The following is a 22,534-nucleotide window of genomic DNA, read 5'->3' on the forward strand; positions in this document are numbered from 1 at the left end:
GCTTCGGGACCGTGAGCGACGCGCGAGCTGGCACAGACAGTCTGCGCAACTCCGTGGCTGACTGCGCCAAGGCACTGGCATTGAACCGGCCGGTGGACCCAGCCACACTGAGTACCGCAGCGCCCGCCCTCGTTCAACTCGTCCGTGCCGGCCTAGTAGGTCACCTGACAGACGGCGCACCCAGCCAAGACTCTCTCGCGCAGGTTCTCCAACAGATATCGCAGCTTGCCAAGGCATCCGGCGACTTGTCCCTTCAGCAGCTTCTCGACTGGTGGAGTCTTGCCTACACCGGTACGCCTATCGACGGCTCCTTCTTCACACACGAAGCAGTGCCGTCGAGCGTCCGGCATGCCCTGGAGGGCTACCTCAACCCACCTCGGACATTGACCCGGCTGGCCATCGCGCGAGTGCATGAATCCAGACTGGCCCATCTCAAGTCCTTGGGCGACCACGTCACGCCCACCTCTCGTCGTGTTTTCGAGGCGCTCGTGGTGGAGTCAATCGCAGACGCAACTCGTCGCCTGACGGATGACCCGAACGCAGACCTTGCCGACATCCTCGACAAGGATGCCGAGGATCTGGCCGCAAAAGCAGATCCAGACAGATCGGTGCCCCGCAATGGGCTGCGCTGGCCCGGGTTCGTTGCACGAGCTCGCGAGGTACAGGAAGGCATCCGCGCATACGCGGCGAGTGCTCGAGCCCTCGCCGCCTTGCCCGAACAGGACGTTATCCCCGCCGGCTGCAGCGACCCAGCGTACGCAGAAATCTTCGCGGCGCTCACACTCGACGCTCGGAGCCCTGCAGAACATGGCGTCCTCGACGGCTTGCTACAGGAAGCTCCCCAGCACGACGCTGTAGCCCGCCGTTGTCTCGTTGCCTTCTTGACCCAGCTCGAAATAGTTCGCCCGTGGATCGCGGCGGATTGGGACGCTATCCAATCGGAGGGCGATCCGATCCGCTCCGAGTTGCACGACCTCGCGGCCGCGCTCCCGGAGCCTCGTAACACGGCGATCGACGAAGTCGAGTCGTGCCTCAAGTGGGGTCTGACGAACGACGCCGAGGTCTGGCTCGCGGAGATCCGAGCGGCGAGTCACCTCCACACACTTCGCGGCCGGCACGAGATGCTGGCGCGCGCTCTGGTCGACGTCAGTGATCCGGCGACCGCCGCCCAGCTGACCGCTCTGCTCCGATCCCTGGACGATTTGATAGGCCGGGGCGACTTCGTGGGAGCGCAGCTTGTGGCTGACGGCGCTGAACTCACTCTCGGCCATACAGCTCGCCGCGACTCGTCTGACCTGCCTCTCGGGAGCAAGCGATCCCAGGGCGACGCACCACGCTCACCTGCTGCGGAGGACAATCCGGCGATCGCCACCGCGCTCGAGTTGGGTGCCGACAGCTCGAAGGAAGAGATTCGCGCCGCTGCGCGGTCGGGACGGGGAACCGAGCTCATCACTCTCGCTGACGCCATGACTGCGACGGGGAGCAGATGGTTCTGGGACATCATCGCCTCGGACATCGGCAGCGATCAGAAGTCCGCCGTGTGGGGTGCAGTCCGGCCGGCCTTCTTCCGGGCGGTTGAAGCTGATCCTGGGCTCGAGGGATTACTCGCACCCCCCTCTCCAACCGGATCAATCCATTCGACCTTGCTCGAACCTCGGATGCGGACGCTTACTGTCTGGTTACCCAAGCGCGAGTTCACGCCAGCGAGCATGAACATCCTCGGCAGTGTGGCGCGATGCCTTGAGTCGCGTGACATCGAGGGCGCCGCGCGCGAGTTCCTGAGCGCCGCTGAACGCGGATGGCGCCCCGGATACTCCCAGTCAATTGCGTGCTGGATGGAGATTGGGCGACCAGATGCGGCCCTTAGGGCGTACAGGCGATTCTTGGATGATCTCCCGACGACATTCATCACGCCGACAATTGCATGGAACATCGCCGCTGCATACGAACAACTTGGAGACGATGGCCGGGCGTCAATGGCGCTTCGCTACTTCCTCCGTGTGCGGCCAAAGGCCAGCGACGAATCCCAACAACAGATGATTGAGTCTTTCGGGCGACGGGCCCATCAGACGTTCGACTTCAATCAACGCCCACCCGTCCCTCCTCAGCAGGCCTCGGGTCAATCGATGTCCGACAGTCAGCGCGAAGTCAAGCGCGCGCGCGAAGAGTACGCGTCTGGATCCGAGGAACAGGCCGAGCGACGCCTTGAGCGCCTGCTGGAACGCGAACCGCGGTCTCCCGGAGCCTTCCTGCTTCTCCGCATTCATCGCGAAAAGTTGCGCCGAACTGATGCCGAAGCGCTGATTCGTCGCCTCGATGCTCGCGGGGCCGCGACGTGGAAACACTTCCTTGAGTTGGCGCGCATCGACCTCGATTGCGGGCAGCCCTTGGCGGCGTTGACCGCGTTGAGTCGCGCACTCGAACTCGAGCCCACTGCGACATCGAAGGCGGACTACCTCGACCTTCAGACACGAGCGGAGCGTCAAGCTGGCGAGGAAGCGCGATCCATGGCGGCACTAGGTGGCAGCGAACTGAGTCTGCAAGTAGTCAACCGCCTCGCGCGTGGCGGCAACTTGGATCGCGAAGACTGGGAGCGTGCCAGCCGGCGACATATCTCCAACGGAGAGATAGCGCACGTCCTCGAAGTCACCGAGTCCGTCGCCGACCGTGAGGCGTGGGTCATCTCCAGTGTCATCGAGACGATCATCGACCTCGACGTTGGACTGGACGACGCTGACGTACGTCTCCGTCTCATCGATATGGGTGTTCAGGCGCCAGCGCCTGTCGTCGAAGCCCTGGCCGACCATCTTCAGAAGATGGCCTCGTTGGACGACACCACCGCCACCGACGTCCTGACCGACGTGATGCGATTGCTCGAGGAGGCGCGTCGCCTCGCGTCACCGCGCAACGCGCTCCGGTTTGCATGGCACATGGTGAAAGTACTCGATCGGCTGGGGAGGCAAGCGGAATCGGCAGCGCTCGCGCGCGAAGCGCTCCCCCCACGTCCAATTTCGAAGGTCGGCAGCCCGAACTCACTCCTCCCTCAGATAGAGCCGGTGCTACCGGTATTGACCACGCCCCGCAATGCCAGGGACACGCTGACGGCCGCCATCAGCGCGTCCACGGAGGACCGGCGGCCGGGAACCAGCGTTGCCGATGCCTGGATCATCGCGCTCGACGATGGATCGCCTATCGCTGCTTCGACAGCGCTGGCTTGGCTGATCTTGGAAGGCCGCTCACCAGAGGCCATCGAGGCGTACCAGCGACATGAAGACCACCTCTACTTGTCAGCATCCCTCACGTGGAACGTCGCTGCCGCACTCGCGCAGCTGGGTCAATATGAGCTCGCAGCCTCGTGGTTCACGATCTGCACCAAGATCTCTGACCGCGATCCGAGCGTCAACCAACGCCGCGCGAGAGATGCACTTTTTCGACACATCGGTCTTATTCCACCCGCGGGCCGAGCCACCAACGACCTTCCGATCGCGACAGGCCCTCTCAGCGAGGTCGAGTTCGGCCACGGCGTCAGGCTCCTCCGGGACCGTGTCGCAAGCGGAGTCATGAGTCACGACGAGGCGTACCGCCACGGCCATTCCCTCCATGCGCGGTTGATCAACCCCCGTCAGGCTCGAGCCAGTTGGGCAGTACTCCTGCACGAGACCAACCGGAGCGCCGAGTCCTTCGATGTTCTCAAGGCCATGTATGAAGACGGCGCCTGGATTGGCACGACGGTCAACCTGGCCGTCAACATCGCGATCAGCGTTGGACATGAAGGTGAAGCGCTCGACATGGTCCGCGCCCTCCCGCAGACCCACGTCACGTTGTTCGCCCAAGCGAAACTTCACTTGGCTCTGGAGGACGAGAGAACTGCCAAACTGTTGGCAGAGGAGTCCCTGCGGCTTAGCCCGACCTACGACGAGGCGTCGCACTTCCTCAACGCCCTTATTGGGGGGCGTTCACCACTACGGGAAGCACCCCTGCCCCAATGCCACGTGATCTATTGCGGCCTGACCAAAGCCGGTGCCACGGAGCTACTACTCTCGTTCGAGCCACGTGCACCCCTCCATGACCTTCGTTGCGAGACAGCTACCCGCGAAATCGCGTTGGGTGACCTGTCCCGCGGCAGTGCCGGCTCCCGGGTTGCGTTCCTCCTCGAGCCCGAAGAGCGCTCGACGCAACTGACCTTCACGTATGTCGAGGACTCGGGTCGCACACGCCAGTTCGTGGTACCCGTACCCAAGCCTTCCAGTCCCGTGCCGGCTGCTCTCCCGTTCGATCCGACACAGCCCGCTCCCGACCAGCTCTTTGTCGGGCGGGCGGTCGACATCGAGGTGATCGAGTCACACTACAAACAGCGGCAACAGATCATCTTCCTCGGCGGACCGCGACAGGTTGGAAAGACATCCCTCGTTCGCCGCTGCTGCACCCGTGCAAGGGAGAGAAACCAAGGGCTTCTCTTCGCGATCATGGAGGGCGATGGGTACCGCGGTTCGTCCTCATTTCTCGAGCAGTTGGCTGAGACAATCGATAGTGAAATCATCGCGCGCGGCCACGACCCGTCGCCAGACCGTGCCTCCACGATCCCCGGGATCCCTCAATTCAAGCAATGGTTTCGTGGCCGTGTCGTACCGATACTCGACGGAGCCGACCTCGTAGTCGCGATCGATGAGGTCCAAGTCATGCTCGACTGCCTGGCGGAGCCCGGCGGAGAAGACACGCTCGGCGGGGTGGCGGGCCTGGTCCGTTCCATGAACGCGGATCACGACCTACCAATGAAGTTCCTGCTGTTGGGGTCCTGTACGTATGCCAGCGTCCGCGACCGGCTGGCGGCCACCAACGTCGCAGCAGAGTTGTCCGAGAAGCTCGTCGGTTTCCTCGACTATCACGAAACCGTCGAGCTCCTAGCCCGGGGATTTCGTACAACCGGAACGGCATTTCATGTCCTCCCGTCGGCTCATGACGCGTTTTGGGCGTTGACTGCCGGTTACCCGAATCACGTTCACCTGCTCGCACGCATGGTGGGGGATCTCATGGAAGAGCGCGGAGAGCGCGTCATCCAGGCGGAGTCCGTGTACCAGGCTGGTGACGCCCTGGTCCGGCAGGATCGAGTTGTCGTCGAGCATCTACTCGGGCGTGAGCGAGAGCGCGACTATCAACAACAAGTTCTGATGGCACTGGCCGAGTTCTACGGGCGGGATGAGTCGGAGGCGTCGGCAGTGGTCGATCCGACCGAGCTGGACCTCGTCGAACGTCTCGGACCCGAGTATGCCGACGGAGTGGATCGCTTCCTCCGTCTCGGATTGCTTCGCAAATCGAGTCACGGGACCGTCTCGGTTGCCAACGGGCTCATCAATCGCTGGCTCGTCGAGAACCTCACTCGCCTTGAGCTTCGCGTGGCCTCAGCCAAGAAGCAGGGAGACATTGCGGATCTCCTCGAAGCCGGCTACACCCTCAACGGAGCGCCGGACTCCGATGCCCTCGGGGAGTTCGTGCCTCTTCATCGCGAGAAGCGGTACTACCGAGCACGTCGGCTGACGTCGAGTGTGGATCCCGCAAACCTGACGCTGACCTTCGAGGATGAGGTCTCTTCACCCGTCGGCGAGCTGGTCGATGTCGTCGGTAGGTGGTTGATCCTGACCCACGCCCATGGCAGATCACTCGCCGACAACGTCGCGTACGCGGCCACGAACTGGGAGCGGCGTGACACCATGCGCGTCGTCAGATCGGTTCGCGGAGCAGCGGCCATTCTTGCAGAGCATGTCGGCTGCCACGGCAACTTGGACGCGAGCAGGATCATCGAGGGCGCGAGCGGAGTCTTCATCGCAGACTTCGTCTTCGGCTCATCTCAACAACTCACGACGTTCCGGCCGAGCCCGCTGAGGCCGCCTGAACAGGCTGAACGTGCTCGGCTGCATCAAGGATTTGGTTCCACGGACGACGTCTTCGCATTGGGCGCGATACTCCACCACACACTCGACCTCAACAGCGGCTATCCATACAAACCGGGGCACGACCTGTGCGCTGACACCACCCAACCGGCGAGCGACTTCGACCAAATGGGTGTCGACGAAAGCCTGAGACGAATAGTGTCGGCGATGTACCTTCCCGATCCCGAGGAGCGCATGGAGATGGCTACAGTTCGCGACACTCTCACGCAGTGGCTGAACCAATTCCAGTGATTTCGCGATACTCCGCACCGCGCCGGAGCCACCGCAGTCCTCGAGCGTCCTTGAACTCGATCTCCACGTCCAACAACTCATCACTCTCGGCCCTGATGGCAAGCCACGGTTCCGCGACGCTCCTCGTTCCCGGCGGGATGATTCTGATGCGCTTCTCTTCCGGCGGCTCGCCGGCGAGTCCGCGGATGCGTGCCACCACGTCATAGATAGCCATCGCACTCGCGTTGTCGATCACGGGCGTCAAGTTTTGGTAGTTGACGGCCTTTCCTTCGTCCTGCAGCCACGACGTGACCCGCGCAACCTGTTCCTGCTTACGCTCAGCCTCCGCAGCCTCAGCACGATCATTTCGTTCGCGCGATTCGACAGCGCGCTGCTTCCGAGAGCGCCAAGCTTCTGTCAGCAAAGCGCCGATCGCGATGGGCGTGCTGATCGCCGCTACCCAATCAGGAATGGTTCCCCACTGCAGGTCCACCTCACGCCTCCTTCACATCTCCGAAGGGCAGAGACATCATTTGGACCACACTTTCACACCGCGGATCCCTGCAAGTTCGATTTGCCGATGAACCGCACAGAGTCGAACTTCAAAAGACAGTCCGTTCCGAACAACCCCAAACTGACATGAATCGCGCCATTCCTCAGGTAGTCTCCTCGGACTCCCCCGCGAATCTCGAAGGATCACGCATGACCGAGCAGACCCCGATCAGCTACGAGCTCTCGACGCCGTCCGAGCCCCCGGAGGGTGGCCGCAGCCGCAAGGGCCTCGTGATCGGCGCGATCGCCGCGGTCGTCGTCCTCGCCCTGGCCGGCGGCGCCTTCGCCGTCGTCAAGAAGCTCGACGGCGGCGGCGCCCAGCCCCACGACGTCCTGCCGGCGTCGGTCATCGCGTACGCCCGGCTGGACCTCGATCCTTCGGCGAGCCAGAAGATCGCCCTGTTCAAGCTGATCCGCAAGTTCCCCAAGGCGGCGGAGTCGGTCGGCATCAAGAGCGCCGACCAGGACGTCCGCAAGCTCATCTTCACGGAGATCCTCGACCAGGGCGACTGCGACCTGTCGTACGACAAGGACATCGAGCCGTGGATCGGGAACCGCATCGGTCTCGCCCTCGAGAAGGACGGCCAGACACCCGTCTTCGCGGTGCAGGTCGGCGACGAGGGCAAGGCCAAGAAGGGCCTCAAGGCGCTCTTCGCGTGTGCCAACGACACCGCCGGCGTCGCGTTCCTCGACGGGTACGCGATCGTGGCCGAGAAGCAAGCGACAGCGGACGAAGCGGTCAAGGATGCCAAGAAGGCCCCGCTGAGCGAGTCGAAGAAGTTCACGAAGGACATGGCGGACCTGGGCAACCAGGGTGTGTTCTCCGCATGGGCCGACGTCAAGGGCATCTTCGGCTCGGCCGCAGTCGCGGGGCTCGGTGTCCCGGGGCTCGAGGACCAGGTCGACCAGTCGTCCACAGCCATGACGCTCCGTGCGCAGGGGTCCGCGCTCGAGCTGCTCAGCATCACCCGTTCCCCCAAGTCCGACGTGACCTACAAGCCGTCGACGATCGGCCGGCTGCCGGACGACACCGCGATCGGGCTGTCCTTCCCGGGTCTGTCCGCCTTCCCCAAGGAAGCGCAGGACGAGCTCAGGAGCGCGTTCCGGGAGGGCTTCAACAGCGAGCTCGGCGAGGACGGGACGAGTGCCTCTCTCGCGCCCCTGGAGGACGAGCTCAACCTCAAGCTGCCTGACGATCTCGAAGCGATCTTCATGGACGGGTTCACCGCCGCGATCGGCGCGAAGAACCTCGACACCCTCCCGATGCTCACCGGTCCCGCCGACTTCGGCAGCCTCGATGTCGGCGTCGCGCTCCAGACCGACAAGGACGACGCTGCCCGACTGGTCACCGGCCTGGTCAAGTGGGCCGACCTCCTCGGGGTGCGGCTCAGCGGTCAGGACAACGTCATCGCCACGAACTCCGACATGGCCGGCTCGATGGCCAGTGACGGGGGCCTGGGCAAGGAGAAGTCGTTCACCGAGGTCATCCCCGACCCCGAGCATGCCTTCACCGCGGTGTATGTCGACGTCGACGCGATCGTGTCCGCACTGCTCAAGGCGGATCCGCCGGGCGGCATCAAGGACGCGCTCAACCAGATGAAGCCGCTCAAGGCCGCCGGCCTCTCCGTGACGTCCAAGGACGACGGCAAGCTGGTGCGCGGCTCGCTGCGGATCACGTTCGACGAGTAGGACGGGTCGAAGCCGGTAATCGGCGGGGTCGGGTCAGTCGAGCTCGTCCTCGTTGTGCGGGAACGCGCACTGAACCTTCGGATTGGCGACGACGACCGCCGTGGCCTTGTCGGGATACAAGCGGGTGGCGCTGATCGTGAACCACGAGTTCTCCCCGGCGTCGAACGAGACGTCGACCGCCAGCTTGGTGCTGCCGTTCATCGACTTGTCGAGCAGCAGTGCGGGGCTGCCCTCGACGCGCACCCGGCCGAACGCACCGGGGTCCGACCGGGCGTCGTCGAGGCCTACGGTTCCGATGAACCGGCGGCAGGAGCGCTGGAGATACCAGCGGGTCCTGCCCGTCGCATCCGCCTTGGACTCCCAGTAGCTCGTGAACGGAGTGCCGGCGACTGTGATCGGACCGAACCGCCCGGGACCGCCGGTGTCGTCCGACAGGACGTGGACCCAGCTGGAGTTCGCGAGCTGGTACCAGGTGTAGGCGTGGATCGCGATCGGTGTGCTCGCGCCGCCCGTCCGGCCCTGGCCGTACATCTTGTAGGCGCGCCACTTGTAGGTGCCGATCGAGGGCGCGAACGTCTTGGAGAACGTGCCGTCCGACCGGATCGTGGCGGTGTGGACGGTCTCGAACCCCACGTAGTCCTGGTCGTCGTGGGACCTCTGGATGCGGATCTTGGTGCCCGCCGCGTTCGGCGACACCTTGCCGGACATCGTGACCTGCTGGCCGAAGTTGATCGACGTCGCCGAGACCTTGGCGGTGACCGTGTAGGAGCCACTCGCGTGCGCCTGCGTCAGGAAGATGCCCGGAACGAGACTGACCGCGAGAGTCGATGCCAGGACGAGAAGCGTACGCATGATGGTGCCCCCATCTGTCGCGGCGAAGCGCTGGCGACTCCTCACCGTAACCCGGCGTTGGAGCCAAAACTGCCGAATGGTCGAGCGGGCGGTCAGGCGGCGGAGTCGTCCTCGTCCGGCACGATCTCGCCGGCGATGACCTCTTCGTGGCTGTCCGGGTCCTCGATCGGGGCGCGGTCGAGCTCCCGGACGGCCCGGCGCGCGAAGTCGGCAGCGAGCTGGATCGCCATCTCGCTCTCGGGCAGGACGTCGACCAGGACCGGGAAGGCGTGCACCTGCTTGCGCCAGAGGTGCGTCTCGACCTCGACGCCCCGCTCGGACAGCAACAGCGCCATGGCCTCGACCTCGGGCCGCAGCAGCTCGTCCTCGACCGCGACGAAGAACGTCGGCGAGGTGATGTAGGCCGTCGCGTGCAGCGGTGAGGCGTAGCCCTCGATCGGCTTGCCGTCCTCGGGCAGCCACCGCTCGCGGATGTGCGCGATCCGCGTGATCGGCAGGTACGCGTCGCGGGCCCTGGCGACGCGCTCGACCGCCTTGTCCTCGCGGTCGGGGTCGACGCTGAGCAGCGGCGAGAAGCCGATCAACGCGGCGGGCGCCTGCAGGCCCCTCCGGTTGGCGAGCTCGGCGACCTTCATCGTGAGGTAGCCGCCCGCCGAGTCGCCGGCGACCACGATCTTGTCGGGGTGGTCGCTCTGCTCGACCAGCGCGGCGTAGGCGGAGATGGCGTCCTGCACCGAGTCGGCGATCGTGCCCTCAGGCAGCTGCACGTAGTCGACGGAGATGACGGTCGCACCGGTCCTGAGCGCCAGGCGCTCGCAGATGCGCCGATGCGTCGTGATGCTGCCGGAGAAGAAGCCGCCGCCGTGCAGGTAGAGCAGCGTCATGTCGCTCTCGGGGCCGTAGCGGTGCCGCATCTGCTCGACCCGCACGCCACCGAGCTCGTACACCTCGAACGTGATGTGCGGCGAGCGCTTGCGGCGCGTCTGGAGGCCGTCGATCGTACGGATCGCGGCGAACGTGCGCTCGCTGATCGGCGTGAACCGGAGCACGGGCTTGAAGACGATGCGGATCGTCCGCTGGAGCACGCGCGCCCTGAGGCTGTAGCTCTCGTGGACCACGGCCTTGTCGTAGACGACCCGCATCGGACCGCGGCCGGGCAGGCTCAGTCGGACCCGTCGGCGCGGCAGCTTCGCGACGCTCAGCAGCGTCGCGAACCGGTCGTACAACGAGGACCACATACCTCGAGCGTACGCTCGGTATGTTCCCGTCTCAAATCGGTGAGCCGCGTTTGCGCAGGTCAGAGGCCATTGCCGGGCCCGACCCCTGCGCCACGCATCGGCTGCGCGACACTCGGACGAGCGGCACGGCGACGGGAGGAGCGGGCACATGCTCGAGGCGATCGCGATCTTCGCGGCCGGCATCTGGGCCGGCATGATCAACGTCATCGTCGGCTCCGGCACGCTCATCACGTTCCCGACGCTGCTGCTCTTCGGCTACCCGGCGATCACCGCCAACGTGTCCAACAACATCGGCCTCGTCGCCGGCGGGCTGTCCGGCATCCACGGCTATCGGGCCGAGGCGCTCCGCCACCGCACGCTCCTGCTGCGCCTCGCGCCGGCCTCGGTGCTCGGCGCGCTGACCGGCGCGATCCTGCTGCTGGTGCTGCCGGCCGACTCGTTCCGGGCGATCGTGCCGGTCCTGATCTCGATCGGGCTCGTCATGGTCGTCATCGGCCCTGCGGTCCAGCGCCGCGCGGCCCGCCGGAGGACCGAGCCCGGTGCTGCTCCGCGTACGTCCCGGTGGATCCTGCCGCTCGGCGTGTATGCCGCGGGCATCTACGGCGGCTACTTCGGCGCCGCCCAGGGCATCCTGCTCGTGGGTCTCCTGGGCGTGCTGCTGACCATCGGGCTCCAGGACATCAACGGCATCAAGAACGTGCTGGCGACGATCGTCAACGCCGTCGCGGCGGTGGCGTTCATGGTCGTCGCGTGGGACAAGATCGACTGGAAAGTCGTCGGGCTGATCGCCGCCGGCAGCCTGCTGGGCGGTCAGCTGGGCGCCAGGATCGGCCGCCGTCTCCCGCCGGCCGTGCTCCGTGCGGTGATCCTGGTGATCGGCCTCGTGGCGCTGGTCAAGATCGTGTTCTTCGACTGAGCTCGATCACTCCGCGACGAAGCGGGCGTCCACGTCGACGTGGATGACGATCTCGGCCGGCGTCAGGTCGAGCTGCGGGCCGCCGTCAGACGTCTCGGCGAAGCCTGACTTGGCCAGCAGGGGGAACGCCGCAGGGCTCTCGATGTGGTGCGTCAGCATGCCGGGGTCGGCCAGCTGCATCGCCATGACCTTGCCGCGCCGGACGGCGTTGGCGTAGGACTGCGCCTTGTTGACCGCGTCGTCGACAGCCGCCTTGCGGACCTCGGCCTCGTACGAACGCCGGTTCTTGACGCCCACGTCCCAGCCGATGCCGACGACCTCGACCCCGTCGGTGCCCGACCAGAAGTCGAGGAACCCGCTGAGCCGCTCGAAGTCGGTGAACTCGGCGCCGACCTGCACGCGGGCGACGTGCACGGGTGCCCCGCGCTTGCCCTCGGCATCCCACGGGCGGTGGCTGAAGACCCTCACCTGGTCGCTGGACCACGGCCCGACGGCGCGGAGCTCGACGAGCTCACGCAGCTGCGAGACCAACGGATCGTGGATCGCGACGGCGTCCTGGAAGACCTGCTGCCGGTCCGGGCCCTCGACGGCCGCGGCCATGGACACGATCGCGCGTTCGGCGGGGTAGTGCTGCTCGGCGGAGCCGCGCACGGTGATGTCGAGCGTCATGCGGACATCTTGCCGCATCGGCCGCCTCGCGGGTTGTCACGCGCCGAACCGGATGGTTCACTGGGTTTAGATATTCCGATTATCTGAGATCACCGGGAGCAGCATGCCTGACACCATCCACGACGCCGTGATCGTCGGCGCCGGATTCGGCGGCATCGGCGCGGCGATCCAGCTGCGGCGGCTCGGTCGCGACGACCTGGTGATCCTCGAGCGCGAGAGCGACCTCGGCGGCACCTGGCACGTCAACCGCTATCCCGGCCTCGCGGTCGACATCCCGTCGTCGACCTACTCCTACTCGTTCGAGCCCAATCCCTACTGGTCGCGGCTCTACGCACCCGGCGCGGAGCTCAAGGCGTACGCCACGCACGTCGCCGAGAAGTACGACGTGCGGCGCCACATGCGGTTCGACGCGGTCGTCGAGGGAGCGGTCTGGGACGACGACGGGCACTGGACGGTCAACCTCGCCGGCGGCGAACGCCTGCACGCACGCCTGCTGCTGACCGCGACGGGATTCCTCTCCCAGCCGGCGTTCCCCCAGATCGACGGCATCGAGTCGTTCGCCGGCACCGTCATCCACACCACCCGCTGGGACGACTCGATCGACCTCGACGGCCGACGCGCCGCGGTGATCGGCACCGGCGCGACCGCTGTGCAGCTGATCCCCGAGATCGCGCCGAGGCTCGCGGAGCTCACGGTCTACCAGCGCACTGCGATCTGGGTGACCCCGAAGGGCGACCGCGCGATCCCCAAGCGGGTGCAGCGGCTGTATGCCCGGGTCCCGCTCGCGCAACGCGTCGTGCGCACGATCGGCAGCGGCATCCTCGAGCTCATCATGGTCGCCGGCGTGCTCAACTACCGCCGCACCAAGCTGCTCAACCGCAGCGTCGAGAAGCTCGCGCTGCGCCACCTCGCGCGGCAGGTCAAGGACCCGGAGACCCGCCGCAAGCTCACGCCGGACTACACGTTCGGCTGCAAGCGGCCCACGTTCTCCAACACGTACTTCCCGACGTTCAACCGCGACAACGTGCACCTGGAGACCACCCCGATCGCGCGCATCGAGCCCCACGGGATCGTCACGGCGGACGGCACCAAGACCGAGATCGACACGCTCGTGCTGGCGACCGGCTTCAACCTCTGGGACACCAACTTCCCGGCGTTCGAGGTCATCGGCCGCAACGGCAAGGACCTCGGCAAGTTCTGGCGCGACCAGCAGTTCCAGGCGTACGAGGGGGTCGCCGTGCCCGGCTTCCCCAACTTCGTGTCGCTCAACAGCCCCTACTCGTACTCGGGCCTGTCCTACTTCACGACGATCGAGTCACAGATGAAGCACCTCAAGCGCCTGCTCCGCGAGGTCGACCGGCGCGGCGCGGCGACGTTCGAGGTCACCGAGCGGGCCAACCGGCAGTTCCTCGACCGCATGACGGAACGGCTCGAGGGCTCGGTGTTCGTCAACGGCAGCTGCGCCACCTCGCGGTCCTACTACTTCAACCAGCACGGCATGGCGACGCTGCTGCGCCCGACGTCGACGATCAACGCGTTCCGCGAGGCCGGCAGCTTCCCGCTGGACGACTACGCGTACGCCTGATTCCTTTCGACAGGCTCAAGGAGCTTCATTCGGGTCGCGAGCACCGCTCCTTGAGCGTGTCGAAAGGACATCACACCGCCAGCTTGGCCCCGGAGAGCGGGACGAGCTCGGCGCGGGTGCTCGCCTCGATCTCATGGCCCGCTGCACAGGTCAGGTGGGCGTGGATCTCGGCGTCGCAGTCGCGGTGCCGCAGGGACATCGGCGGGCCGTCCTGACCCGGCCGGTGCGCGTCACCCCAGTCCATCAGGGCGACCATGACGGTGCGCAGGTCACGACCGGCCGCCGTGAGCACGTACTCGTGACGAGCTCGCTGACCCTCGGGCCGATAGGGGCGCTTCTCGACGAGTCCCTCGTCGACCAGCAACGCGAGCCGCTTGGTGAGGACGTCCCGCGCGACGCCGAGGTGCTGCTGCAGGGCGTCGAACCGGCGTACGCCGTTGAACAGGTCGCGCACGACCAGGACGGACCACCGGTCACCGAGGATCTGCGCGGTCCTCGCGATCGAGCACGTCGCCGAGTCGTACTCGGTCATCGGGATGGATCCCTGTGTCACGCTGGGTTTGGATTCCATACCCAGATGGTACGCTCTTGCCACCCGCACGAGAAGAGGCGCGACATGACGATCGACCAGGAAGCCCAGCAGAAGACCATCACCTGGGTCGACCCCAGGCCTCAGGCGGAGCAGGCGCTCACGATGTCGGGACTCGACTACCTGCAGGCCATGATCGACGGCCGGTTCCCCGCGCCGCCGATCGCGAGCCACATCAACCTCGATCTCGTCAGCGTCTCGCCCGGCGTCGCGGTCATGACGGCCGTGCCCGACGAGTCGCACTACAACCCGATCGGCTCGATCCACGGGGGGTTCGCCGCGACGCTGCTCGACTCCGTGTGCGGCTGCGCCGTGCAGTCGACGCTGCCGGCCGGCATGGCGTACACGACCCTCGACCTCAGCATCAACTACCTGCGCGGCATGACGACCGAGACCGGGCTCGTGACCGGCGAGGGCCGGGTCACCAAACCGGGCTCGCGTGCCGCGTTCGTCGAGGCCGACATCAAGGACGGGGCGGGGCGTCTGCTCGCCACCGCGACGTCAACCTGTCTCGTGTTCACTCCCTGAATCGCGGTGAAACGTGAGGGTTTCCTCGGATAGCATTGTCCTGTGGTCTCCCTCTCCGATCTCCAGGTCCGCTCGCTCGGTGCGTGCACCGTCGACTCTCCTCTCGCGCTCTACGTCGAGGGGCGTACGACCAACGAGTACTACGTCGGCGAGACCGATCGCATCCTCTACGACGACACCCTCGAGCTGATCGCGTCGCGCGGCGTGCCGCTCGACGAGCTGCCGACGTTCGAGTCCGGCGGGCCACGTCAGAAGATCTTCTTCGACCCGGCGACGACCAAGGTCGGCGTCGTCACCTGCGGCGGCCTGTGCCCCGGCCTCAACGACGTCATCCGGGCGATCGTGCTCGAGCTCAACACCCACTACGGCGTTCGCAACGTCGTCGGCTTCCAGCACGGCTACGCCGGACTCATCGAGTCCAACGGCCACGACGTCGTCGAGCTGACGCCGGAGTTCGTCTCCCGCATCAGCGAGCGTGGCGGCACGATCCTCGGCTCGTCGCGTGGCGCGCAGGATCCCTCCGCCATCGTCGACCGGCTGGTTGAGCTCGACATCGACATCCTCATGGTCATCGGCGGCGACGGCTCGATGCGCGGCGCCCACAACATCGGTGCCGAGATCGCCGCCCGCGGCCTGACGATCGGTGTCGTCGGCGTGCCCAAGACGATCGACAACGACATCCCGCACATCGGTCAGAGCTTCGGGTTCTCGACGGCGTTCGCCAAGGCTGCCGAGTCGATCAAGGCCGCCCGCGTCGAGGTCGAGGCAGCCGTCGGCGGCGTCGGCATCGTCAAGGTCATGGGCCGTCACGCCGGGTTCATCGCCTGTTACGCCGCCCTGGCCAACCATGACGCCGACTTCGTGCTGATCCCCGAGGTCGGGTTCTCGCTCGACGGAGACAACGGCCTGCTGGCGCTGCTCGAGCGACGGGTCGCCGAGCGCGGCAGCGCCGTGATCGTGCTCGCCGAGGGCGCCGGCCAGGACCTCATCCCGGCCAGCGATCGCCGCGACGCCAGTGGCAACGCGGTGCTCGGCGACATCGCCGGGTTCCTGCGCGAGCAGATCAGCAAGGACTTCGCCAACCGCAACCAGCCGCTGACGATGCGCTACTTCAACCCCGGCTACGCGATCCGCTCCGTGCCCGCCGACGCGTCCGACTCGGTCTACTGCGCACGCCTGGCCCAGACCGCGGTGCACGCCGCGATGGCCGGTCGTACGGACATGGTCGTCGGCCGCCGGCGTCACCGCTTCGTGCACGTGCCGATCCCGTTCGTCACCTCCGGCTCGCACAGCGTCTCGCCCGACGGCGACCTCTGGCTGTCGGTGCTCGAGAGCACCGCCCAGCCGTTCTCCATGTGCTGAGTCCGCTAGCTCCGAAGCAGGACACTCATGACATCTGGCGCGTGGAACCTGCGACGGTACGCATCGCTGGGGCCGAACGGAGCTAGTACCCCGATCTCGATCAACTGAGCGACCAACTTATTCGCCCGGCCATAGGAAACGTTGAGCGCTTGCTCGAGACCGCGGACCGTGAACGCGACATGTCCGACCGAGTGATCGACCACAGCATGAGCACTGTCGGCTCTGAGGCTTGACGCCCGAACTCTCTCGTGAAGTTCTGCCTGAACTCGAACGAGGGCAAGCATCTGCTTCTGTGTAGCGGCAGCCGATTCCTTGATGCCTTCTGCGAAGAACCTGACCCATGGATCCCATTCCCCGGTGGCGCTAACACTGAGAAGGTGGTTGTAGTACTCCTCTCGCCGCGCCTCGAACCACGGCGAGACGGTCAACGTTGGTTCAGTCAGCACTCCCGTCATAAGGAACTGCAGGACAATTATGAGGCGGCCGATCCGCCCATTCCCGTCGTTGTAGGGGTGAAGAGTCTCGAACTGATAGTGGACCATCGCTGCACCAATGACGGGATCGATACTCTGGCTGTGGTCCGCAGCGATCCATTCGACCAGGTCTCTATAGCGCGCTTCGAGGTCCGATCCCGGAGGCATCGGGACGAACCGCGAGTCCTCGATGGGTGCATCTGCCCGGTGCCCGATGACGACCTGGATGTCTCGCACGTTCCCTGAGGACGGGGTCGCAGAGACCGTTCCACGCACCAAGCGTCCTTGCAGTTGGCACAGCGACGTGACCGAAAGAGGTCGACCTTCACGTTGCCACGCAAAAGCCGTCTCAGCGACCTCGACGTAGTTCAAGACCTCTCGCATGCTCCCAGTCGTCGGCTCGTTCTCATCCGCAGCCAGCACTTCGTCAAGAGGTGCATACGTGCCTTCCAAGGCCGACGTGCTCTGCGCCTCTTTGCGGAGCGTCGGCTGCCGAAGCAGTTGCGGATTGGGGAGTTGCCGTGCGGTGCTGTCAAGAGCCCCCAAGGCAGCCCGAGCATCGGCCACCTTGAGATATGTATTTGCTGACAGGGGAACCGACTCCGCGGGGAGCGGATCAGGTACGAATGCAAAATGCTCCCAAGGACCCCGCCTTGGATCATTGCCAGAGATCGCATGGAGTTGACCCAAAGAGTCGTTCCCGAACATTTGCGGCTTCACAATGTCACTTTAACCCGGACTTAGTGAAATACCACGCGTGTAATCGCTCCTAAAGGTGAGTAGATCTGATCAAACCTCACTGAACGGCACGAAGTGGACAACTCTTGCCGAACCGTTTCACTTTGCGACACATCTCGGCTCGACCCTCACCCCACTAAATGACGCCCGGACCTGGACCGACTGAACCTTGGATGCCGGCCATCGCCTAACACTGTTCGGACTCGATCCCCGCGACTTTCGCATCGTGAGATGTCGTCGCGGCGCACGAAACCGCTGTCACTGTCGAGGTCACAGACCTTCGACGGGAGACACCATCATGAGCGACCAGTGGTCCTTCGAGACCAAGCAGATCCACGCAGGTCAGACCCCTGACCCGACGACCGGAGCCCGCGCGCTGCCGATCTACCAGACGACGTCGTTCCAGTTCCGCGACACCGACCACGCCGCTGCGTTGTTCTCGCTCGCCGAGCCGGGCAACATCTACACCCGCATCATCAACCCGACCCAGGGCGTCGTCGAGGAGCGGCTCGCCGCACTCGAGGGCGGTGTCGGCGCGCTGCTCTTCGCCTCGGGCCAGGCTGCCACGACCGGCGCGCTGACCAACGTCGCGGAGGCCGGCGACCACATCGTCGCGTCGTCGAGCCTCTACGGCGGGACCGACAGCCTGCTGCGCCACAGCTTCCCCAAGCTCGGCATCGCGGTCAGCTTCGTCGCGGACCCCAACGACCCCGAGCAGTGGCGCGCCGCCACCAAGGCCAACACGAAGGCGTACTTCGGCGAGACGATCGGCAACCCCAAGGGCGACGTCCTCGACCTCGAGGCCATCTCGGCGGTCGCCAAGGAGGTCGGCGTGCCGTTCATCGTCGACAACACGATCGCGACTCCGTACCTGCTCAACCCGCTCAAGCACGGCGTCGACACGGTCGTGCACTCCGCGACCAAGTACATCGGCGGCCACGGCACCACGATCGCCGGCGTCGTGATCGACGGCGGGACGTTCGACTACGGCGCGCACGGCGACAAGTTCCCCGGGTTCACCCAGCCCGACGAGAGCTATCACGGCCTCCAGTACGCCGCAGCGCTCGGCCCGGCTGCCTACATCGCGAAGCTGCGCGTGCAGTACCTCCGCAACATCGGCGCCGCGATCAGCCCGTTCAGCGCGTTCCTGCTGGCCCAGGGCCTGGAGACGCTGAGCCTGCGCGTCGAGCGGCACATCGCCAACACCCGCCGGGTCGCCGAGTGGCTCGAGGCGCGCGAGGACGTGTCGACCGTGACGTGGGCGAGCCTGGACTCCAGCCCGTACAAGGCGCTGGCGGACACGTACGTCCCGCAGGGCGCCGGCGCCGTGCTGACGTTCGAGCTGCCCGGGGGGCTCGAAGCCGGCAAGGCGTTCATCGACTCGCTCGAGCTGTTCAGCCACGTCGCCAACATCGGCGACGTACGCAGCCTGGCGATCCACCCGGCGAGCACGACGCACTCGCAGCTGTCGGCCGAGGAGCAGGCCGCGACCGGAGTGACTCCCGGGCTCGTACGCCTCGCCATCGGCCTCGAGGGCATCGACGACATCCTCGCCGACCTCGACGCCGGCTTCCGCGCCGCCAAGTGATCGATCGAGCGTGACGATCAGCCCCAGCATCGATCCCTCTCTCGTCACCGGCGCGTGGCGGGAGGGGGATCCGCTGGGCGCCCGGAAGATCGCGGACATCGGCGACGTCGTCCTCGACTCAGGAGTGACCCTTCCGGACGTGCGCCTGGCGTACGAGACGTGGGGACGCTTCGACGGGTCGAACGCCGTGCTCGTGCTGCACGCCCTGACCGGCGACAGCCACGTCGCCGGTCGCGCGCGGCCCGGTCACCCCACGCCGGGGTGGTGGAACGCCCTGGTCGGGCCGGGCAAGGCCATCGACACGGATCGCCTGTACGTCGTGGCGGCCAACATCCTCGGGGGTTGCCAGGGCTCGACCGGGCCGGCCTCGCGTGATCCCGACGGGCTGCCGTGGGGCGGCTCGTTCCCGGCGCTGACGGTTCGCGACCAGGTGCGTGCCGAGATCGCGCTCTCGGACCGCCTCGGTGTCGACCGCTGGCGAGGCGTCATCGGCGGGTCCGCCGGCGGCATGCGCGCGCTGGAGTGGGCGATCGAGCAGCCGGCGCGGGTCGAGCGCCTGTTCCTGCTCGCCACCAGCGCCGCCGCGTCGGCCGAGCAGATCGCGCTCTCCACGACCCAGATCGACGCGATCCGTGCGGACCCGGCGTACTTCGACGGCGACTACTACGACGGACCCCAAGGACCCCTGCAAGGCCTCGACCTCGCCCGGCGCATCGCCCACATCAGCTATCGCAGCGAGTACGAGCTGGCCGAGCGCTTCGGCCGCACGATGCAGGACGACGGCCGGTTCGCCGTCGAGTCCTACCTCCAGCACCACGGCGCCAAGCTCGTCGGCCGCTTCGACGCCAACTCGTACGTCGTGCTGAGCGCGGCGATGAACAGCCACGACGTCGGCCGCGATCGGGGCGGCATCACCGCGGCGCTCTCGCGGATCACGGCTCGTACGATCGTCGCCGGCATCGACTCCGACCGGCTCTACCCGTTGCACCAGCAGCAGGAGCTGGCCGACGGCATCCCCGGGTCGGGATCGCTCGAGGTCGTGAAGTCCGACCACGGGCACGACGGGTTCCTCGTCGAGTCCGAGCAGGTCGGCGAGCTGGCGCGTCAGCTGCTGGCTTGAGCGGCCTCAGCCCATTCCGCCTCGACGAGGGTGCCGTTGATCATGGCGCCGACTCGCGCACCCTGAGCAGCAGCGGCGATGACCTGCGATCCCGCATCGGCGACGTTGCCGGCCGCCCAGAGACCGGGCACGTTCGTCGCGCCCATCGGGTCGGCCGCGACGACCGGCCCCATCGGCGTGTCAGTCATCTCGAGGTCGAAGCCGGCGAAGGCATCGAGGTTGAGCACCATCCTCGGCGCCATGAAGACCGCATCCACCTCGTGCACGGATCCGGCCGCCCGTACGCCGTGCAGTGCGCCGTCGCGGCGGACGACCTCGCCGACCGGTCCGTCGACCACCTCGACTCCCCGGGCCGCGAACACCCGGCGCTCGGCCACATCGAGCTCGACTGTGTCGTTGAGGAAGAACACCACGTCGTCGCTCCACTGCCGCACCATCCGCACCTGGTGGCCCGACATCGGCTGCGTCGCCACCACCGCGAGGCGCTTGCCGGCGACCTCGTAACCGTGGCAGTACGGGCAGTGGAAGATGTCGACGCCGAACCCCTCCGCGACGCCGGGGAGGTCGGGCAACGCGTCGGTGATGCCAGCGGCGAGCACCACGTGCTTCGCGTGCAGCCGCTCGTCGCCCGCCACGACATGGAAGCCGCCGTCAGCGGCCTCGACCTTGGTCGCCACCTCCGCGACGATCTCGACCCCGAGCTTCTCGACCTGCCTGCGGCCGGTCTCGAGCAGCTCGAGCGGACTCAACCCGTCGACGCCGAGGTAGCCGTTGACGTGCGCGGCTCGCGCGTTGCGCGGCGGCCCACCGTCCAGGACGAGGACACGCCGACGAGCACGCCCGAGCACGAGGGCGGCGGACAGACCGGCCGCGCCGGCTCCGATGACGATGGTGTCGTATGCGTTGGGGTTCATGGACCCAGTGTTCGTCGAGGCCGCGCCACACGCAAATGCCTTTGCTGATGTGGCAAGATGACGCCATGACCGACGAACTCGCCAGCGCCCTGACCTCGGTGGGCCCCCGGCTGCGCGCTCTGCGCCAGCGCGGAGACGCGACCCTCGCGCAGCTGTCCGCCACCACGGGCATCTCCGTCAGCACGCTGTCGCGGCTCGAGTCGGGGCAGCGCAAGCCGACTCTCGAGCTCCTGCTGCCCCTGGCCAAGGCGCACGGCGTGACGCTCGACGAGCTGGTCGAGGCACCCCCCAGCGAGGACCCACGGATCCAGGCCGAGCCGATCACCCGGCACGGTCGCACGTACGTGCCGCTGACCCGGCAGGCCGGAGGTCCCCAGGCGTACAAGGTGGTCATGCCGCCGGGCCAGACGCCCGACGACACCGGCGGGCTCAAGACGCACGAGGGATATGAGTGGCTCTACGTGCTGTCGGGGCGACTGCGGCTCATGATCGGTGAGCACGACCTCGTCCTCGGTGTCGGCGAGGCGGCGGAGTTCGACACCCGTCTGCCCCACTGGCTCGGCAGCGCCGGCAAGGGCCCGGCCGAGGTCCTGTCGCTGTTCGGGCCGCAGGGCGAGCGCATGCACGTACGCGCCAAGCCCCGGTCCAAGGAGTAGTTGCCAGGACGGCAAACGGCTTTGTCGCCCGGTGGAGCATCGTCCACTATGGAGGCATGACCCACCAGCACGCCGAGCGTCCCGAGGACCACTTCACCCGCGAGTTCTGGGACGAGCGCTACGGTGCCGAGCAGGTCTGGAGCGGCAACCCCAACCCGCACCTCGTCACGTACGCCGCGCAGCTGCGACCGGGGACCGCGCTCGACTACGGCAGCGGCGAGGGCGCCGACGCGATCTGGCTCGCCCAGCAGGGGTGGCAGGTCACCGGCATCGACATCTCCTCGGTCGCCCTCGAGGGCGCCGCCGCGCGTGCGAAGCAGTCAGGCGTCGAGGCGACATGGCTGCAGGCCGACGCCTTCGAGTGGACGGCCGGCCCCACGTACGACCTGGTGTCCGCCCAGTTCATGCACCTGCCGCGAACGGGCCTCGTCCGCCTGCACCGCGAGCTCGCCGCCTCGGTCGCACCCGGTGGAACGCTGCTGATCGTTGGCCACCACCCGGTCGACGGCAGCCACACGCCTGAGAACCACGGGTCCGAGGATCCGCGCTTCACCGCGGAGGACGTGGCCGCGACCCTGGACCGGGCCGACTGGATGCCGATCGACGCCCTGACGCACGAGCGGGAATGGATCGACCGCGACGGAGATGCTGCCGTCGCGGTCGATGCCGTGCTGCGGGCCGTGCGCCGCGGTTAACGCTCCTCGCGGAACTCCACATGGCGCCCCGCGACGGGGTCGTACTTGCGCAGCCCCATGCGGTCGGGGTCGTTGCGGCGGCTCTTGCGGGTCACGTACGTGTATCCCGTGCCGGCGGTCGACCGGAGCTTGATGATGGGCCGGAGATCGGTTGATCGCGCCATGATGGTCACCTCTCGTTGATTGACAACCATTGTCAACAACCTATCGCG

Annotated in this window: 18 protein-coding genes; 10 read left to right on the forward strand and 8 right to left on the reverse strand. The window is 66.6% G+C overall.

Features of this window, described 5'->3' with window-relative positions; all coding sequences use genetic code 11:
• Positions 1-11 precede the first annotated feature (11 nt).
• Complete coding sequence (locus tag ASE12_RS10910) at positions 12-6,179, forward strand: ATP-binding protein (RefSeq protein ID WP_157412899.1); 6,168 nt, start codon at positions 12-14, stop codon at positions 6,177-6,179.
• Here ASE12_RS10910 and ASE12_RS10915 read toward each other — a convergent pair.
• Positions 6,151-6,651, reverse strand: a complete 501-nt coding sequence (locus ASE12_RS10915) for a hypothetical protein (protein ID WP_056400257.1) — start codon at positions 6,649-6,651, stop codon at positions 6,151-6,153. The two genes, ASE12_RS10910 and ASE12_RS10915, sit on opposite strands and share 29 nt — an antisense overlap.
• Before the next feature lie 209 nt (positions 6,652-6,860).
• Between ASE12_RS10915 and ASE12_RS10920 the strand changes: the two genes are divergently transcribed.
• Positions 6,861-8,399, forward strand: coding sequence for a hypothetical protein (locus ASE12_RS10920; RefSeq protein WP_056400258.1), 1,539 nt, complete (start codon positions 6,861-6,863; stop codon positions 8,397-8,399).
• Between the two features lie 33 nt (positions 8,400-8,432).
• Here ASE12_RS10920 and ASE12_RS10925 read toward each other — a convergent pair whose 3' ends face one another.
• Entirely contained in the window at positions 8,433-9,251 is an 819-nt protein-coding gene (locus ASE12_RS10925; protein WP_056400259.1) for a hypothetical protein, read from the reverse strand.
• 92 nt (positions 9,252-9,343) lie between these two features.
• Positions 9,344-10,489: an alpha/beta hydrolase gene (locus ASE12_RS10930; RefSeq protein WP_056400260.1), complete on the reverse strand. Its 1,146-nt coding sequence runs from the start codon at positions 10,487-10,489 to the stop codon at positions 9,344-9,346.
• Positions 10,490-10,637: 148 nt separating this feature from the next.
• Here ASE12_RS10930 and ASE12_RS10935 point away from each other — a divergent pair, with 148 nt between their 5' ends.
• Positions 10,638-11,405 (forward strand): sulfite exporter TauE/SafE family protein, encoded by a 768-nt coding sequence (locus ASE12_RS10935; RefSeq protein WP_056400261.1) that lies wholly within the window; start codon positions 10,638-10,640, stop codon positions 11,403-11,405.
• A 6-nt stretch (positions 11,406-11,411) separates the two neighbouring features.
• Here ASE12_RS10935 and ASE12_RS10940 read toward each other — a convergent pair whose 3' ends face one another.
• Positions 11,412-12,074: an SIMPL domain-containing protein gene (locus ASE12_RS10940; RefSeq protein WP_200955001.1), complete on the reverse strand. Its 663-nt coding sequence runs from the start codon at positions 12,072-12,074 to the stop codon at positions 11,412-11,414.
• Between the two features lie 103 nt (positions 12,075-12,177).
• Here ASE12_RS10940 and ASE12_RS10945 point away from each other — a divergent pair, with 103 nt between their 5' ends.
• On the forward strand, positions 12,178-13,659 hold the full coding sequence (locus tag ASE12_RS10945; RefSeq protein WP_056400267.1) for an NAD(P)/FAD-dependent oxidoreductase: 1,482 nt from the start codon (positions 12,178-12,180) through the stop codon (positions 13,657-13,659).
• Between the two features lie 70 nt (positions 13,660-13,729).
• Here ASE12_RS10945 and ASE12_RS10950 read toward each other — a convergent pair whose 3' ends face one another.
• Positions 13,730-14,230 (reverse strand): helix-turn-helix domain-containing protein, encoded by a 501-nt coding sequence (locus tag ASE12_RS10950; RefSeq protein ID WP_235508892.1) that lies wholly within the window; start codon positions 14,228-14,230, stop codon positions 13,730-13,732.
• 45 nt (positions 14,231-14,275) lie between these two features.
• Between ASE12_RS10950 and ASE12_RS10955 the strand changes: the two genes are divergently transcribed.
• Together ASE12_RS10955 and ASE12_RS10960 are read left to right on the forward strand one after the other, a co-directional pair.
• Positions 14,276-14,776 (forward strand): PaaI family thioesterase, encoded by a 501-nt coding sequence (locus tag ASE12_RS10955; RefSeq protein WP_056400274.1) that lies wholly within the window; start codon positions 14,276-14,278, stop codon positions 14,774-14,776.
• Positions 14,777-14,818: 42 nt separating this feature from the next.
• Positions 14,819-16,138 carry an ATP-dependent 6-phosphofructokinase gene (locus ASE12_RS10960; RefSeq protein ID WP_056400277.1) on the forward strand — a complete coding sequence of 440 codons (1,320 nt, stop codon included), beginning with the start codon at positions 14,819-14,821 and terminating at the stop codon, positions 16,136-16,138.
• A gap of 5 nt (positions 16,139-16,143) precedes the next feature.
• Here ASE12_RS10960 and ASE12_RS10965 read toward each other — a convergent pair whose 3' ends face one another.
• Positions 16,144-17,178 carry a Fic family protein gene (locus ASE12_RS10965; protein ID WP_200955002.1) on the reverse strand — a complete coding sequence of 345 codons (1,035 nt, stop codon included), beginning with the start codon at positions 17,176-17,178 and terminating at the stop codon, positions 16,144-16,146.
• Between the two features lie 469 nt (positions 17,179-17,647).
• Between ASE12_RS10965 and ASE12_RS10970 the strand changes: the two genes are divergently transcribed.
• Both ASE12_RS10970 and ASE12_RS10975 read left to right on the forward strand, forming a co-directional pair.
• Positions 17,648-18,937, forward strand: coding sequence for a bifunctional o-acetylhomoserine/o-acetylserine sulfhydrylase (locus ASE12_RS10970; RefSeq protein ID WP_082582203.1), 1,290 nt, complete (start codon positions 17,648-17,650; stop codon positions 18,935-18,937).
• A gap of 10 nt (positions 18,938-18,947) precedes the next feature.
• A complete protein-coding gene (locus ASE12_RS10975) occupies positions 18,948-20,057 on the forward strand; it encodes a homoserine O-acetyltransferase (protein WP_235508893.1) in 1,110 nt (369 codons plus the stop codon).
• On the opposite strand, the gene ASE12_RS10980 is transcribed toward ASE12_RS10975, so the two are convergent.
• On the reverse strand, positions 20,042-20,971 hold the full coding sequence (locus tag ASE12_RS10980) for an NAD(P)/FAD-dependent oxidoreductase (RefSeq protein ID WP_056400280.1): 930 nt from the start codon (positions 20,969-20,971) through the stop codon (positions 20,042-20,044). The genes ASE12_RS10975 and ASE12_RS10980 overlap by 16 nt on opposite strands.
• Positions 20,972-21,036: 65 nt before the next feature.
• Here ASE12_RS10980 and ASE12_RS10985 point away from each other — a divergent pair, with 65 nt between their 5' ends.
• Both ASE12_RS10985 and ASE12_RS10990 read left to right on the forward strand, forming a co-directional pair.
• Complete coding sequence (locus ASE12_RS10985) at positions 21,037-21,627, forward strand: helix-turn-helix domain-containing protein (RefSeq protein WP_056400282.1); 591 nt, start codon at positions 21,037-21,039, stop codon at positions 21,625-21,627.
• 56 nt (positions 21,628-21,683) lie between these two features.
• Positions 21,684-22,322, forward strand: coding sequence for a bifunctional 2-polyprenyl-6-hydroxyphenol methylase/3-demethylubiquinol 3-O-methyltransferase UbiG (locus ASE12_RS10990; RefSeq protein ID WP_056400285.1), 639 nt, complete (start codon positions 21,684-21,686; stop codon positions 22,320-22,322).
• On the opposite strand, the gene rpmG is transcribed toward ASE12_RS10990, so the two are convergent.
• Positions 22,319-22,486: a 50S ribosomal protein L33 gene (rpmG, locus tag ASE12_RS10995; protein ID WP_056404761.1), complete on the reverse strand. Its 168-nt coding sequence runs from the start codon at positions 22,484-22,486 to the stop codon at positions 22,319-22,321. The genes ASE12_RS10990 and rpmG overlap by 4 nt on opposite strands.
• Positions 22,487-22,534 lie beyond the last annotated feature (48 nt).

Origin of the sequence: Aeromicrobium sp. Root236 (assembly GCF_001428805.1) — a bacterium.
GTDB lineage: Bacteria > Actinomycetota > Actinomycetes > Propionibacteriales > Nocardioidaceae > Aeromicrobium.

Excerpts from the sequence above, each read along its gene's own strand:
- ASE12_RS10920 (WP_056400258.1), top strand. The coding sequence starts at position 6,861 with ATGACCGAGCAGACCCCGATCAGCTACGAGCTCTCGACGCCGTCCGAG.
- ASE12_RS10925 (WP_056400259.1), bottom strand. The coding sequence starts at position 9,251 with ATGCGTACGCTTCTCGTCCTGGCATCGACTCTCGCGGTCAGTCTCGTT.
- ASE12_RS10930 (WP_056400260.1), bottom strand. The coding sequence starts at position 10,489 with ATGTGGTCCTCGTTGTACGACCGGTTCGCGACGCTGCTGAGCGTCGCG.
- ASE12_RS10935 (WP_056400261.1), top strand. The coding sequence starts at position 10,638 with ATGCTCGAGGCGATCGCGATCTTCGCGGCCGGCATCTGGGCCGGCATG.
- ASE12_RS10940 (WP_200955001.1), bottom strand. The coding sequence starts at position 12,074 with ATGACGCTCGACATCACCGTGCGCGGCTCCGCCGAGCAGCACTACCCC.
- ASE12_RS10945 (WP_056400267.1), top strand. The coding sequence starts at position 12,178 with ATGCCTGACACCATCCACGACGCCGTGATCGTCGGCGCCGGATTCGGC.
- ASE12_RS10950 (WP_235508892.1), bottom strand. The coding sequence starts at position 14,230 with ATGGAATCCAAACCCAGCGTGACACAGGGATCCATCCCGATGACCGAG.
- ASE12_RS10955 (WP_056400274.1), top strand. The coding sequence starts at position 14,276 with ATGACGATCGACCAGGAAGCCCAGCAGAAGACCATCACCTGGGTCGAC.
- ASE12_RS10970 (WP_082582203.1), top strand. The coding sequence starts at position 17,648 with ATGAGCGACCAGTGGTCCTTCGAGACCAAGCAGATCCACGCAGGTCAG.
- ASE12_RS10980 (WP_056400280.1), bottom strand. The coding sequence starts at position 20,971 with ATGAACCCCAACGCATACGACACCATCGTCATCGGAGCCGGCGCGGCC.
- ASE12_RS10985 (WP_056400282.1), top strand. The coding sequence starts at position 21,037 with ATGACCGACGAACTCGCCAGCGCCCTGACCTCGGTGGGCCCCCGGCTG.
- ASE12_RS10990 (WP_056400285.1), top strand. The coding sequence starts at position 21,684 with ATGACCCACCAGCACGCCGAGCGTCCCGAGGACCACTTCACCCGCGAG.
- rpmG (WP_056404761.1), bottom strand. The coding sequence starts at position 22,486 with ATGGCGCGATCAACCGATCTCCGGCCCATCATCAAGCTCCGGTCGACC.